13 protein-coding genes are annotated in these 14,528 nt (G+C 33.9%); 8 read left to right on the forward strand and 5 right to left on the reverse strand.

From position 1 onward, the window contains the following. From BCR22_RS03195 to BCR22_RS03215, 5 genes are all read right to left on the reverse strand, one after another. Complete coding sequence (locus tag BCR22_RS03195; protein WP_069653540.1) at positions 1–258, reverse strand: EsaB/YukD family protein; 258 nt, start codon at positions 256–258, stop codon at positions 1–3. Continuing rightward, on the reverse strand, positions 248–718 hold the full coding sequence (locus BCR22_RS03200) for a type VII secretion EssA family protein (RefSeq protein WP_069653541.1): 471 nt from the start codon (positions 716–718) through the stop codon (positions 248–250). The genes BCR22_RS03195 and BCR22_RS03200 overlap by 11 nt, the downstream gene beginning before the upstream one ends. Further along, positions 715–4,068: a type VII secretion protein EsaA gene (esaA, locus tag BCR22_RS03205; protein WP_069653542.1), complete on the reverse strand. Its 3,354-nt coding sequence runs from the start codon at positions 4,066–4,068 to the stop codon at positions 715–717. Before esaA ends, BCR22_RS03200 begins: the two co-directional genes overlap by 4 nt. 71 nt (positions 4,069–4,139) lie before the next feature. Then, positions 4,140–4,442 carry a WXG100 family type VII secretion target gene (locus BCR22_RS03210; RefSeq protein ID WP_069653543.1) on the reverse strand — a complete coding sequence of 101 codons (303 nt, stop codon included), beginning with the start codon at positions 4,440–4,442 and terminating at the stop codon, positions 4,140–4,142. Between the two features lie 284 nt (positions 4,443–4,726). Beyond that, positions 4,727–5,452 carry a LytR/AlgR family response regulator transcription factor gene (locus BCR22_RS03215; RefSeq protein ID WP_167351499.1) on the reverse strand — a complete coding sequence of 242 codons (726 nt, stop codon included), beginning with the start codon at positions 5,450–5,452 and terminating at the stop codon, positions 4,727–4,729. A 230-nt stretch (positions 5,453–5,682) separates the two neighbouring features. Between BCR22_RS03215 and BCR22_RS03220 the strand changes: the two genes are divergently transcribed. The 8 genes from BCR22_RS03220 to BCR22_RS03255 all read left to right on the forward strand — a co-directional run bounded on the left by BCR22_RS03220 (position 5,683) and on the right by BCR22_RS03255 (position 14,396). After that, a complete protein-coding gene (locus BCR22_RS03220) occupies positions 5,683–6,405 on the forward strand; it encodes a GNAT family N-acetyltransferase (protein WP_069653544.1) in 723 nt (240 codons plus the stop codon). Positions 6,406–6,439: 34 nt separating this feature from the next. Further along, the gene (locus tag BCR22_RS03225) at positions 6,440–7,834 is read left to right on the forward strand and encodes a M24 family metallopeptidase (RefSeq protein WP_069653545.1); all 1,395 of its coding nucleotides are present in this window, start codon (positions 6,440–6,442) and stop codon (positions 7,832–7,834) included. A gap of 314 nt (positions 7,835–8,148) precedes the next feature. Then, on the forward strand, positions 8,149–8,865 hold the full coding sequence (rsmG, locus tag BCR22_RS03230; RefSeq protein WP_069653546.1) for a 16S rRNA (guanine(527)-N(7))-methyltransferase RsmG: 717 nt from the start codon (positions 8,149–8,151) through the stop codon (positions 8,863–8,865). Between the two features lie 15 nt (positions 8,866–8,880). Beyond that, complete coding sequence (locus BCR22_RS03235; RefSeq protein WP_010766686.1) at positions 8,881–9,642, forward strand: ParA family protein; 762 nt, start codon at positions 8,881–8,883, stop codon at positions 9,640–9,642. Continuing rightward, entirely contained in the window at positions 9,635–10,528 is an 894-nt protein-coding gene (locus BCR22_RS03240; protein ID WP_069653547.1) for a ParB/RepB/Spo0J family partition protein, read from the forward strand. Before BCR22_RS03235 ends, BCR22_RS03240 begins: the two co-directional genes overlap by 8 nt. Positions 10,529–11,562: 1,034 nt before the next feature. Beyond that, a complete protein-coding gene (locus tag BCR22_RS03245) occupies positions 11,563–12,390 on the forward strand; it encodes a helix-turn-helix domain-containing protein (RefSeq protein ID WP_069653548.1) in 828 nt (275 codons plus the stop codon). Positions 12,391–12,424: 34 nt separating this feature from the next. Beyond that, positions 12,425–13,240 (forward strand): coiled-coil domain-containing protein, encoded by an 816-nt coding sequence (locus BCR22_RS03250; protein ID WP_069653549.1) that lies wholly within the window; start codon positions 12,425–12,427, stop codon positions 13,238–13,240. A gap of 16 nt (positions 13,241–13,256) precedes the next feature. Beyond that, a complete protein-coding gene (locus tag BCR22_RS03255) occupies positions 13,257–14,396 on the forward strand; it encodes a hypothetical protein (RefSeq protein ID WP_069653550.1) in 1,140 nt (379 codons plus the stop codon). Positions 14,397–14,528: the final 132 nt, after the last annotated feature.

The raw sequence follows: 14,528 nt of genomic DNA on the forward strand, positions 1-14,528 counted from the left end.
TTATTCTCCCAACACTTCGATTATATCTCCGTCAGTAATCGGAAAATCTTTTAATTTTTGTTCTTCGTCTAAAAGAATTCCTTTATTCAAAACTTTGATTTGATATTTTTTAACGTCTTTTTCTTTGCCAAAAATTTGGTTCAATTCTCGAATAAACCGAAATACAGTAATGTTATTAGGAATTCTTAAATCAACCATTTTTTCTCTATTTTTTTGATACAACAATGTTACGTTGATATGTTCTGTATTATCTGCCATGATTCTGTCCTCTTTTTCTGTTGTGATATAAAAGTAATGTGACCACGGTCACCAATGCTAAGCCTAAAATTAATGGAAATAACGCAGGAGGAGAAGAAACTGTATCTACAGTCTCTTCTCTTTTTACTGCTGCTTGGTTATTTTCACTTGCTGCAAATAGTTGAGTAGGATCTAATTCCTTTACTTTTGCTCCTTTTGTTAGGAAGAGCTTAGACATGTCCTCTTGTTTTTGTTTTTCTTCTAGTATTTTTGCATCGGTTGTTTTTTTGATCATTTCAGCTTCGAACAAGCGGTCTTCCGCTACAAAGCTTTTGGTTTTACCATCGTCTATTTGATCTTTGTTTAAACGATCTGTTTGTAGTTCTAGGTTATTATCGAGTAAGGTTTCTTCAGCGTGAGTTACGTCAGAAAAGGAAAAGATACTGATGCCTAGTAAGCATAAGACCATTAGCTTTTTCATTTTGTGACCACTTCCTTCGCTTTCCGTCTTGGTTTCCAAATAAAAATGTTGAATAAAATCAAGGCTGCGATCGTTAATAGATACAAAATGATCTGAACAATATTTAAGGCGTTATTTGCTAGAACATCTGCTAAATTATTTTCACCGATCGACAGTGGATTGACTGATCGAATAAGGTCGACCATCGGGTTGTTACCTTTTGTTTTACCGATTGCATTTGTGACAAATACATAACTGATAAATAAGAAGAGGCTCAAGGCAAATCCAGCAATATGGAATTGTTTCAATGCATAGTGATTCAATAATGAGAAAATTAGCATAAACAATACGACCATCATGCCCCAAACGATTTGAGACTCTTTGACAATACTTAATTCACTGATGCTTAACATGCTTAAGATTAATCCAATGCCAATAGCACTTAAGCTAAGTAGCAATGTTTCTAACATGTTGTCTTTAAGCCATAATTTTTCTCGTTTGAATTTATTTTTTACTTTTCTGACAACAGGTTGTGTTGCGAATAGATAAGCGACAAACAAACTTAAGGTGAACATGATTAAGATCCAAGTGAATGGCTCATTGACCTCAGTTGTTTTGATTGTGGCTTCTGCTTTTCCGTTGACAGGGTTAGCGATAAATTGTAGCAGTGTATTATTTGGAACGCCGTCTTTGTGAGCATTGTTTAATACTTTGATAAATGCTGAGACAAAATCATTGTTATTAGCAAGTTCTTTGTTCAAGTTGTTCATGATGACATCTGCGTTAGTAGATAAATCTTCACCGTTTTTTTGTGCAGTTTGTACGTCTTTATCGAATGATGTGAAGACAGATTTAACACTTTCTGCCTCTTTGACGTTCATGCTAGATGCTTCTTTCAGCATTTCTGCTTGTTTTTTGATTGATTGAAGCATGGAGTCGATTGCTGATATTTCTGAATCTGTAGCAGTATTGTCGGAAGCGACTTTTGTTTCTGAAGTTGTAGCTTCAGTCATCGTTTTTTGCCAATCAGCAATTTGTGCTAAGTGGGATTTGACGTTTTCGTTCAGATTCATAGTATTACCTTGAATTTCCTGAAGTTTTTCACCGATTCGTTCCGATTGACGATCAATATCAGATGCTTGTTTGACCAAAGAGTCTAATTTTTCATGTTGATCTTTGTAATGACCAGTAGCAAAAGTACCGTTAAGAACTTGTTTGAACATTTCGGTCATGTTCATGTCTAGTAAGTTATTGAAGACGTCGAATGGGTATTTGTTGAAGTCTTTAAGTTCTGTTTGTACAGTTTCGTAAAGTTCAACTGTTTTACCTAATTGTTCTGAGTATTTTCTTTGCGCGTATTGATATCTTGGCTTTGAAAATTCTGATAAATCAGCAGATTGCTCCCACATAACAGTGTATTTTCCAGCGGTTGCTCGGCTTACATAAGTCTCTACTTGAGGTGTTTCTTGAAATGGAGCCTCTTCTGTTTGTCGTGTTGTTTCCTCTGCAGATGTACTTTCAGTGGTTGAGTTTTCTTTTTTCTCAGAATTTACTGTTTCATTTGTTGTCACATCAACAGCTGGTAGTGATTTTGTGACGGGGGCATTTCCGTTCTCATCAGGATGAAGAACTTTTTCCACTGTAATTGGAATTTTAGGTGCGCCTTCAGTTTCATCAAAATCAGTTTCAAACGTGTACGTAAACCTCATATTGGTGCTAGAAATAGCAATAGATTTTCCGGGAACAACTACAGTTTCAGGATAACCATAAGTAATCGCTTCGATTCCAGCAGGTAAATCTCCAAAAGTGATTGTTCCTTCTTCTCTAAAATTTTCAGTTGTAATCGTAAAGACCTTAGACTGACCAACAGCGTTATCTCTTGCTGCTACCAAATTGTCATAAGTTCTTCTTAATTCTTTGTGATAGTTGCTATTGCCAATCGTTTCGCTATCAACTTTCCATTCCAATTCTTTAATTGTAGGATTGTCCGGGTACTTTTCATTGGTGTCACGAATTTTTTGATTGATTTTTTCGATACTCTCTAACATACCGTAGTTTCCATATATAGTTGATCGAATATCATCAATTGCAGGGCCATCAGTGTAGGGAAGATGACCGTATAAAAAGACTTCATTAAATTCGTTGATATCTCTTGTATCTTGTTTAAAGGGTAGACTGTCTAAACGATCTTGCATTTTCTGCAAGTAATTATCATTGAATTTGGAAACATCTGAGAGTTGTCCATAGTCATAATCCATTTTTGTAAGAACTTGCTTAAAGGTTACTTTAGACGCTTCATCTGGATTATTGATTCTAAATTGTTTGAAAAACTCTTCGCTATAAGTATCAAAATACTTATCTTCAATTCCCTCTAGGTCAGCAATCTGTTTTTCAACATCTGCTTTAGAAGCAATGAGTTGTTCATTCAGCGCATTCATTTGCTCAATATAACGGCCATTACCATCATCTGAGGTAATAAAATCATCCTGCAATGATTGGTTCAAAGTTTCTAATGTGCTGTACAATTTACTCGTTTCTGAACTTAATAAACTGCTGTCCATTGATGTTAGAAGTTTTACAAATTCTTCATATGACAATTTTCCATCGGCGCGTTGTTTTAGTAACTGCTCCAATAAAGTAGAAAAGTCTTGATGACTGCTGACAAGTGATTCAGGATTTTTGATAAAATCGATTAGGGTGTTTGTCAGTAAGTCATTTGCTTGTAAGGCACTTTGAGATTGGGAGGTGATGCTTGGTAAATAGTTTTTAAAATTGATTGTTGGCTGATACAGAATCTCTTGAAACTTGCCAACTGAATCAGTTTGATTGGTGTAGACTTTTTCAATATTTTGTTGTGCAGTATATAAATTATCAATGATGCTGACCACGTATAAATCGACCAGTTGTTGATTCAAATCATTGACGATTTTCCGACCAACACTCCTAGATTCATTTTCTAAGGTAGCATTCCCATTTGCATTGATTTTATAATTGACTTGAACTTTTTCTGGTGCTTCACTGTCTAACTCTAAGAGCTTACTTGAAAAGTTGCTTGGGATTGTAACAAGTAAATTATAAGTGCCCGTTTTTAAACCATTTTCGGCAATCCCTCGACTAACTGTAAACCAGTTATACGTCGCGTCTTTTTCAATTTTCTTTACATAATCTGCACCTAGGTTATAGTCTATGTTATTTTTGTTAACCCCGTTATCTTCATTCACTAAAGCAATATTTAACCGCATATCTTTCTCTTCTTTTGCTTTATTGGCAGAGATATCAGTAAAATCTCGATTCATAAATATAAGCATAATAAGTAAAATTACAACCATCCAAACAGATTTCAACATATAATATAGTTTTTTACTGTTCATTTATCATTCTCCTAAACAAAAGAGGAACAGCGAGGAGCAAGTGCCCTCCCTATTCCTCAGATATGTGTTTCTTATAGACCTCTTCCGATTGCTGAAGAGATATTTTGATCTGTTTCTTCTACAATAGTAGCAACTTCGTTCAATTGTTTGTTGATTTGCTCTAATAGCTCCGCGAATTCACTTACTTTTGGTTTTAAAGCAGTGAATTGATCGTTAAAGCTATCAAAACCGCTACCTTCCCAGTTTCCTTGAATCGTATCTTGTTCAGATTGTAATTTTTGTAAAATATCTTGAACTTGTTGCGAACCGTCCGTATATTTTGTTGCAGAAGTTCTTAGTTCTTGTGGGGATAATTTAATTCTATCGCCTGCCATTTTTCATTCCTCCAAATAGTTAGTATTAGAAAGCATTTAATAATGATTTCTATCTATCTAAACGTTACCATAAAAAAGAGTTAATAAATACTTGATGTAAAAAGTTGCATGTTTTAAGTAAAAAAAAGAGAGATAAATAGAAATATAACCTTCCTTTAAGGTATTTTTTTATATATAGGTGATTTTTATAATTATCTCTAAGTATGAAAAATAAAAAAATCTGTAACAAATACAGATTTTTTTTAGAGAAATATTAATTGTTTATTTCGTGGTGTCATGTTGAATTATGATTTAAGGAAAGCTGTATATGCCATTTTTAATTCTTCTTTAAATGTTCTGCTCATGGGCAAAGCAATATGTTTCTCTTGTTGCACATCTTTTTTAACCTGTTTAACGAATACTTCGTTTTTCGTGATCTCAACAATATAATTTAAATTTACCACGTAGCTACCATGTATCCTAGTAAATAAGTCTTTATTTGCTTTATTGATGATTTCAGACATAGTCAAATACGTTTTGTAAACTTTTTCTATTGTATGAATATAAGCAATACGACCGCTTTTTGCGATATAAATAATTTCATTCATTGACAATACAACAAGCTTTCGATTAAACGAAAACTCGAAATAAGAATGGTTAGTAGTAAAGTGATTTTTTGCCCTAGTCATTGTCTCCAGTAAACATTCATCAGAAATTGGTTTCAGTAAGTAATCAAAAGCTTGGACTTTAAATACTTCAGACATGCGCTGAGCATCATTAGACACAAAAATAATCAATGCTTCTAAATCAACAGCCCGTATTTTTTGAGCTAGTGCAATACCATCCATTTCTTTTAGTTCAATAGAAATGAAGTATATAACATAATTTGCTTCGATTTCCTTTAGATGTCGCACTAACTTTTTACCGCTACTATAAAAATCAAATTCATAATTTTGAGAAGAGTGTAGATGTATAGATTTTTCAATTTTTCCCATTTCTCTCTGGTTATTATCACACAATGCAATCTTCAATAGCTCATCTCCCTTGAGTTTAAGATTCAAAATGTATTTAGAGTGGTGATCACGTTTCATCAATTTTAATTGTATCATATTTTTTATTATAGAAATTTCCAAAATTTTAATCCAAATCACTCTTTTTAGAGAATTTGTTATAATCTTTTAAAATAAGAGGGTATTTTAATAAAAAACACGAAAGCTATAGGTATAATTAGCTATCTTTTTTTGATACACTAAAGGTAACAATGGAGGGAAGAAAAGTGAAAAAAGCGGCACAATACAATTCATACAACCAACCAGTCGGCTATCCAATAACCGACTGGTCTACAAGAGAACATCCGACAAAATCAATACTAGAAGGAACCTATTGCCGATTAGAAAAAGTAGATCCAGAGAAACACCTAGAAGATCTTTATCAAGTTTACGGACCGCAAAGTAATCCTAAAAATTGGACGTATATACCATTAGAAGGATTTGAAAATAAAATAGAGTTCAGTGCGTATCTTACATCGATGAGCCACTCAAAAGATCCATTCCACTATGCAATTATTGATAATGTGAATGGAAAAGCGCTAGGAACAGTAGCTTTGATGAGGATAGACCGAGAACAAGGATCAATCGAAGTTGGTTTCGTTATTTATTCTGATCAACTGAAAAAAACGAGGATTGCTACAGAAGCACAATATCTTTTAGCTTGTTATGCACTAGATGTGTTAGGCTATCGACGTTATGAGTGGAAGTGCGATTCATTAAATGAACCATCTAGAAATGCCGCACTACGTTTAGGTTTTGTTTTTGAGGGTATTTTTCGGAATGCTTTAGTTTATAAAGAACGCAATCGCGATACTGCATGGTTTTCTATTATTGATAGTGAATGGCCGAAAACAAAAGCTCGGCTGAAATCATGGTTGTCGGTCTCGAATTTTACGGTTGATGGAGAGCAAAAAAAACGGTTGAATGAGTTTTAAACTAAAAAAACTAATTTGAAGGGAATTCAATGAAATGAAAAATTCAGAAATCCAATTAACTACTATTACTAAGCCGATGAGTTTTAACGATGTAGCCCCAACTTTTTTGACAGATGAAACAATGAGTGAGAGAAAGCAAAAAATATTAGACAATATGAAAGCAGAAGATTTCGACGCCTTAGTAATTTATGCCGACAAAGAGCATGGGGGCAACTTTGAATATCTAACAGGTTTTATTCCACGTTTTGAAGAAGGATTGCTTGTTTTAGAGGCCACAGGTGAATGTACCTTGATTCTTGGTAATGAAAATTTAAAAATGGCAAAGGTCGCTCGGATCAAAAACAAATTGATTCATTCGCCATTATTTTCTTTGCCAAACCAGCCGATGGATAATGAAGCAAGATTAGAAGATATATTTGAAAGTATTGGCTTAGCTGAAAAAAGTAAGATAGGTGTTGTTGGATGGAAGATGTTCACGACAGCAGCATCAGACAACGACGCATATTTTGATTTGCCATATTTTATCATTAAAGCACTCTTAACTAGTAAAAACAGCCTAGCGGTGCTAAAAAATGCTGCACATTTATTTATTCGTGGGGATATAGGTGCTCGTACAACTAACAATGCCAATGAGATTGCGCATTACGAATATGGAGCCAACTTATCTTCCAGTTGTATGTTAAATGCGATGGACGCAGTTGAAATCGGCGTAACTGAAGCATCTTTAGGTAATGAACTGACGGCAGAAGGACAAACCAATACCGTGATTACAATTGCTGCAACCGGGCAGCGTTTTGAATATGGAAATGTGTATCCGACGCATAAGCAAGTAAAATTGGGTGATCCGTTGTCGTTAACGACAGCATTTAAAGGTGGATTGTCTAGTCGGACGGGTTTTGTAATAGAAAATCAGAGTCAACTTCCAGAAAATCAGCATGATTACTTGGAGAGAGTCGCGATACCTTATTATCAAGCTGTTACAACTTGGTTGGAAACAATAAAAATTGGTAAGTTAGGGCAGGAGCTCTATCAAACGATTGAAAAAGTTTTTCCTCAAGCAGACTACCATTGGCACTTGAATCCTGGGCATTTAGTATCAGATGAAGAATGGATGTCTTCACCGATTTATGCTGGGTCACAGGAGATATTGAAGAGTGGTATGATTTTACAAATCGATATTATTCCATCTGTGACAGGTTATACTGGAGTTAGTGCCGAAGAATGTGTTGCACTGGCGGATAAAAATTTACAGAAACAACTCAGGGAAAATTATCCAGATTTATGGCAACGGATAATTACAAGGAAAACCTACATCAAAGAAATATTGAATATTGATTTAAGTGAAGATGTCATTCCATTGTCAAATACAGTAGGGTATTTACGGCCTTTTTATCTCGCAAAAGACCAAGCATTTCATTGTGTGAAGTAGTTTAACAAAATAAGGAGCTACAACTCATTTTTGAGTTTGGTTCCTTATTTTATTTTTGATGCCTATTGTTACACGTGAAACATTTGTTCCATTCATTATGAAGTGACGTTATTTTTAAATAAAGAAGTGCCTGTATAGCTCTTTTGTTTTTGTCTAAAATTAGGAGAGAAAATTTCATCCTATATAATAGAAAGAAACATTTTTTTACAACTACTATAAATCTCGCTAAAAACATTGCAAGAAATTGCTATTTGCGTTAAAGTAAGAAAAGACAATTGTGAAACATTTTCTGTTTCACGCAAGGAAGGAAACCTATGACACCAGAAGAATTTAAACAACTATTAAGCCAAAAAGAAGTCCAATTATCAGAGCATCAAATGAACCAATTTGCTCGTTATTTTGAATTACTTGTTGAGTGGAATGAAAAAATGAATCTAACGGCGATCACAGAAGAAAAAGACGTCTATTTAAAGCATTTCTACGATTCAATTTCATTAGCGTTTTTTGAAGATTTTTCAACAAATAAATCGATTTGTGATGTAGGGGCCGGAGCGGGATTCCCGAGTATTCCGTTGAAAATAGTTTTCCCAACATTACAAGTAACGATTGTCGATTCATTAAATAAACGAATCACATTCTTAACTGAATTAGTCAATGAATTGAAGTTGGAAGAAGTCTCTTTGTACCATGATCGTGCAGAAACATTTGGACAAAAAGAAGAATTCCGCGGTGCTTTCGATTATGTAACCGCTCGTGCAGTTGCTCGTTTAAATGTGTTAAGTGAACTGTGCCTACCATTAGTCAAAAAGGATGGTTTTTTCTTAGCTTTGAAAGCTGCTAAGAGCGAGGAAGAAATTATTGAAGCGAAACCTGCAATCGCCATCTTAGGTGGTAAATTTCAAAAAGAAGTATCATTTGAACTACCAATCACAGAAGACGAGCGACATATCGTTGTAATCCAAAAGAAAAAAGAGACACCCAAAAAATACCCCAGAAAACCAGGGTTACCAAATAAACAACCAATCAAATAAGATGGAGGGACACAAATGGCACGAATAATTTCTGTAGCGAATCAAAAAGGCGGTGTTGGAAAGACAACAACGACTGTAAATCTAGGTGCTTGTCTTGCTTATTATGGCAAGAAAGTGTTGCTGATCGATATTGATGCTCAAGGAAACGCTACAAGCGGTATCGGTGTACGCAAACCTGACGTTGCTACCGATGTTTATGATGTATTAGTGAATGAAGAACCAATCAAAAATGTGATTCAACAAACTTCTAGAGAAAATCTGGATATCGTGCCAGCAACGATTCAACTTGCTGGAGCTGAAATTGAATTGACGTCAATGATGGCCAGAGAATCTCGCTTAAAAGCAGCCATAGAAGAAATAAATGATATTTATGACTTTGTTTTGATTGATTGTCCACCGTCATTAGGACATTTAACGATAAATGCTTTTACAGCAAGTGATTCGATTTTGATCCCTGTCCAATGTGAATACTATGCGTTAGAAGGGTTAAGTCAGTTATTAAATACGATTCGTCTTGTTCAAAAACATTTTAATCCCGACTTACGTATTGAAGGTGTATTATTGACGATGTATGATGCTCGCACAAATTTAGGCGCTGAAGTCGTGGAAGAAGTTCGCAAATACTTCCGTGAAAAAGTCTACGATACTATTATCCCTCGAAACGTTCGTTTATCTGAAGCACCAAGTCATGGTTTGTCGATTATTGATTATGATCCCCGTTCACGTGGTGCCGAAGTGTACCAAGCACTAGCAAAGGAAGTGTTGGATAATGAGTAAAGGAAAAGGTTTAGGTAGAGGTATTGATGCATTGTTTCAAGATTTTGCTAGTTTGGAAGATGTAGATGTTCAAAAAGAAGAAGTCCTTCAAATTCCTTTAAATGAACTTCGTCCAAATCCATATCAGCCAAGAAAAACATTTGATGAAGCCTCTCTTCAAGAATTGGCGAATTCAATTCAACAATCCGGTGTTTTTCAACCAATTATTGTTAGAAAATCTGCTGTTAAAGGCTACGAGATCATTGCTGGTGAAAGACGTTTTCGCGCTTCAAAATTAGCAGAGAAAGAAGCAATCCCTGCAATTGTCCGAGAATTTGATGAAGAGGCAATGATGCAAGTTGCTGTTTTAGAAAACTTACAGCGAGAAGATTTAAATCCGCTAGAAGAAGCAGAAGCTTACGATATGCTAATGAAAAATTTGAAACTTACACAAGTAGAAGTAGCGGAACGTCTGGGCAAAAGTCGACCATATATTGCAAACTACTTACGCTTGTTAACATTACCGACTCAAGTCAAAGAAATGGTTCAAGGTGAAACCTTATCAATGGGCCAAGCAAGAACGTTACTTGGTTTGAAAGACAAAGACTTGATTTTAACATTGGCAAAACGAGTGGTAGAAGAAAATTTAACGGTTCGCCAATTAGAACAAATCGTCAATGATTTAAATGAAAATCAAGGCAAAAAAACATCTAAAAAAGAAAAGAAAAGTACGAAAGATAAACCATATTATATTCGTGAAAGTGAAGATCGCTTAATGGATAAATTTGGTACGACAGTTTCAATTCAAGAAAAAGAAGGCAAAGGTAAAATTGAGATCGAGTATCTTTCACAATCTGATTTGGCTAGAATTTTGGACATATTAGAGATTCATTTTGACGAATCTTGACGAATTAGGTAAATAAAAAAGCGTAAAGCAAAACTATTTTTAGTTTTGTTTTACGCTTTTTGCTATTTATACATTTATATTCGAAAATAACGTAATTTTTCTTATTTTTATATAGAATAAGAAAAATTTATAATTGTTTAAATTAAACTATATGAATGTTGTTAAATAGACAATTGGTTAGTTAGCCTATACAACGAGTATACAATAAAGAATTTGGACATGTCAATGAGTAATAAAAAATAACAATATATTTAATTTATGTATATTATAGCGTATTACGAAGACAAAATCATCATTTAACGTTAAAAGATTGATAAATTGCTACATTATTATATGAAAATTTAAGTATAGACTACTCTGCATTCCTGTAACTTATGATAAATAGTAGGGCTTAGTAAATTTACTTATTTTTTAACGCCGTCAAATGAACCGTCAAATATACTCCCTTAATTGAATATAAATAATGGAACTCATATTAGTAATATACGCAACAAAATAAAAAAATCATAAAAAAATAAAAGTGATCTTACATGAACAGATTAGTGATATTTTAAAATTTAATAGTCATAAACCACTTTAATTGTCTATTCTTTTTTTATAATTCCCTGAAAAATACAAACTTCTATTAAAAGTCTGGTAAGAACATGGTCAAGTGTAATTGTATTTTAAGTGTGGTTGAAAGAAAATAAATGGAAAGAATAGTTACTAGTCTTCTTTTTAGATTTATAAAACCATAGTGATTCGTTTATTTTTATAAAAATAACTTTTTTTCACATATTTAATTAATTTTTCTTTTAATAGACCGTCTAGCAACCGTCAAAGGGAAAATAGAAATCTTTATATACCACATTTCATACTGATTTTTTCTTATTCTATATAAGAATAGGAAAATATCTAATATCTAATATTTATAGTTTTATGTAGTACAAGATTTAAAAATTCGGTATCACATGTACCTATCTTCTATGGAATTTCAAAAAAAAATGAAAATGGTTGGAATTTACTATATATAAATTAAAAGGAGGATTTTCTTTATGAGGAAAAAAATTATTATATTGACTGACACACTAAGTGCAAACGGGTTGTTGCAGAATAGTTTGTTAAACATGGATTATGAAATAATGGTTTCAAAAGATATATTGACTCAACCAAAAGATAAGGAGTTCTATTTTCTGCAAAATTTTGATCTTATTATCTATCAGCAATCTATGTATAGTGGATTAAAAGAGTCATTCTTAGATAATTTGGCATTACTGAATAAACCCATTGTTGTTTTAACATTTGAATCAGAACAGGTTAGCAAATCTAAGTATTTGAATAATGCGAATGTAAGTTTCGTTCGTTATCCAATATCCGTCACTGATTTAGCAAGTAAACTGGCTGCTATTTTTGAAGAAACGGCCAACCGTACAGGTAAAAACAGTCAAGAAAGAGCAGTAGATTCTTCTATGAATAATGAAGTCACTGCTCGAATCACACCAGCGACTTCAACATTAGTTAAGGTAAAAAAACAATATTCTTTCCAGTTAAAGGACCGAACATTGATTATCGATAACTGGCTGATTCCATTGACCAAAAAAGAACATCAAGTACTGGAACATTTTATTGAATCAGATCAAAGAGTTTTTTCAAGTCAGGCACTATGTGAAGCGATTTGGACAAATGCTAAACAAAAAAATAAACAGGCCTTGTTGAGCAATCTGATTAATCGCATCAAGCAAAAGATAATGGAAAAAACATCGATTTTTGAACCATTCATTTTAAATAAAAAGGGAATAGGCTATTACTTGAATCAAGAGTTTGTAGCACTAGATGAGCAAAATGATGAAAAAGTAAGAGAACTACTGGTAGGTAGCGTCTAACCTAAATAGATATGTAAAAAGGGGAGCAGGAGAATTGGCAATTTTTAATAAGAAAAGCAAAAAAAAAAGGGAATATGATGATGAGTATGAAGAATACTACGATGAGTATGACGAATACGACGAGGACGAGTATGATGAATACGATGAATATGACGACGAGGACGATGATGACGAATATGAAGAAGAGTCTTATGCACCTCCTAAAAAGAGCCGTCCGGAAACATCAACTAAAAGAGAGCGTTTGGAAACGACTATGAGAAGACAAGAGCAAGAAGCACAACAAGAACAAGCAGCTGTAATTGAACATTTAAACAATGAAAACCAACAGTTCCAAAAAGAAATGCAACGCCAAAAAACAATGGCAGAGCGCTTGAAGGCAGAAGTTGAAAACAAACAGCAAGAAATCGATCAATTAACAATGCGCCTTACAAGTTCATCTAAGTCTAAAGAAAGAATCTTTTCACTTGAAGACCAATTAAGACAGTCAGAGGAACTGAGAACCCAACTAGACGAACAATTGTTAGAAGAACGAAATAGAAGCGTTGAAATCGAAAAACAACTTCGCCAACAAGATCAAATGAAAAATCAAATTGCGGAAGTTTTGATGGAAGCAAAAGAAAAAGCACAACAAATCATTGAACGTGCAACTATTGAAGCAGATCGAACAGTAGAAGCAGCCAGACATGAAACTAAAAAAGCAGTGTCCGAGGCTTCGATCGAGTTGAAAATGATTAATCAAGAAGCTGCGAATTATCATACACGGATTCTTCGTCTGCAAAGTGAGACAAGTGTGCTTATGGAGGATTTGTTAAACAAATCAAGCCGACTAGCTGATCATTCACTAGATTAAGGGAGGGGATTAAGAAGTGGTTTATCAAAATATTATGGTTGACATTTATCAAGCCGCTTCTCCAGCAGTAGGCGAGCGCCTTTTTGATGATGATATGTTGCGTGATATCTATTATATTTGCGAAGAGATTTTTCAAAAGCGAAATAAAAGAATCCCCTACCCTCAAAAAGAAGTAGAAGAATATTTTGAAGAATTTCATACCATAATTTCTTTTTTTAAACATGTAGAGATTACCTTAGATTTTGTAGATCTTGATTGGTCTGGATTGTTAGACGAGCTGATTCATACCTTTCCTCAAATAGCTTGGATCGGTGGCTCTAAAGAAAAAGAAGATAATCGCGTCGTTTACTATATTGATTTTGTTCCTATTGCCTATCGAGACACTGGATTTCCCTTCATGGTCAATTTGCTGCAATCGCTGGATCAGCAGTTAATAGGTGATAGTGACGATGTATTGGAGTCTTTTGTCAATGAGATTGAAAGGCTTGTAACTAGGTTCATCAGACCGCTGAAAGACTCTAATCCGTCTAATACTATCTCCGAAAAAGAAGCAGAAATTGTAGAATATAGTGATGAAGATACTAGTACAAACTATTTAGTAAAAATGGAAGAAGCTGTTAGTAGAGAACGATACGCCAAAGAAAGAATGCGACTTGCCAACAAAAAATTGGAAGTTGTCATCGATCAAATGGAACGTCAAAATCTAGCTAGAGCCATGAAGACATTAAGTCAGTCAAATAGTGATGAGAATGAAGATTGGGATCATATATTAAAAGTTGACTTGAGAGAATATTCTCAGCTTCTACAAAAAGCTAAATTTCTAGAGCAGTCTTGGATGATGAATAAAGAATTAGTTACAAAGTCAGAAAAGATGACGATTTCGGATAATCAATTGACCTATGAAAGAGAACAGGTAAGGAGCTTCAAAGATTCCGTTTCTACCAACGAAATTTACTTGATTTTAGATGAGTGTAAGCTAATTGAGTCAAGAGTAAAAATCAAGAAAAAATCTTGGTTTCGTCAGCCACATGTTCGGATTATGAAGATGGATTATGACAGTATACTAAATAAAGCAGCTTATTTTGATCTTATCCAGGGAGAAAACTACTTACTTGAACAATTTGTGCTAAACGAGGAGTCAATCGCGGATGATTAAAATTTATTCCTCTTTTGTTTTCTAGAGAAATAACACGATTTGTTTGAAGAAATAAAAAGGATTGGGAATGGTTGGCTTTTCCCATCCGCACTACATAATGCATTTAATTATCGAATTAGGTAAAAATAAGAT

The sequence above is a fragment of the Enterococcus plantarum genome (assembly GCF_001730295.1).
In the GTDB taxonomy this organism is placed as follows: Bacteria; Bacillota; Bacilli; order Lactobacillales; family Enterococcaceae; genus Enterococcus_L; species Enterococcus_L plantarum.

Coding starts and splice junctions, on each gene's coding strand:
- BCR22_RS03240 (WP_069653547.1), top strand. CDS start 9,635: ATGAGTAAAGGAAAAGGTTTAGGTAGAGGTATTGATGCATTGTTTCAA.
- BCR22_RS03200 (WP_069653541.1), bottom strand. CDS start 718: ATGAAAAAGCTAATGGTCTTATGCTTACTAGGCATCAGTATCTTTTCC.
- esaA (WP_069653542.1), bottom strand. CDS start 4,068: ATGAACAGTAAAAAACTATATTATATGTTGAAATCTGTTTGGATGGTT.
- BCR22_RS03235 (WP_010766686.1), top strand. CDS start 8,881: ATGGCACGAATAATTTCTGTAGCGAATCAAAAAGGCGGTGTTGGAAAG.
- rsmG (WP_069653546.1), top strand. CDS start 8,149: ATGACACCAGAAGAATTTAAACAACTATTAAGCCAAAAAGAAGTCCAA.
- BCR22_RS03210 (WP_069653543.1), bottom strand. CDS start 4,442: ATGGCAGGCGATAGAATTAAATTATCCCCACAAGAACTAAGAACTTCT.
- BCR22_RS03225 (WP_069653545.1), top strand. CDS start 6,440: ATGAAAAATTCAGAAATCCAATTAACTACTATTACTAAGCCGATGAGT.
- BCR22_RS03220 (WP_069653544.1), top strand. CDS start 5,683: ATGGAGGGAAGAAAAGTGAAAAAAGCGGCACAATACAATTCATACAAC.
- BCR22_RS03245 (WP_069653548.1), top strand. CDS start 11,563: ATGAGGAAAAAAATTATTATATTGACTGACACACTAAGTGCAAACGGG.
- BCR22_RS03195 (WP_069653540.1), bottom strand. CDS start 258: ATGGCAGATAATACAGAACATATCAACGTAACATTGTTGTATCAAAAA.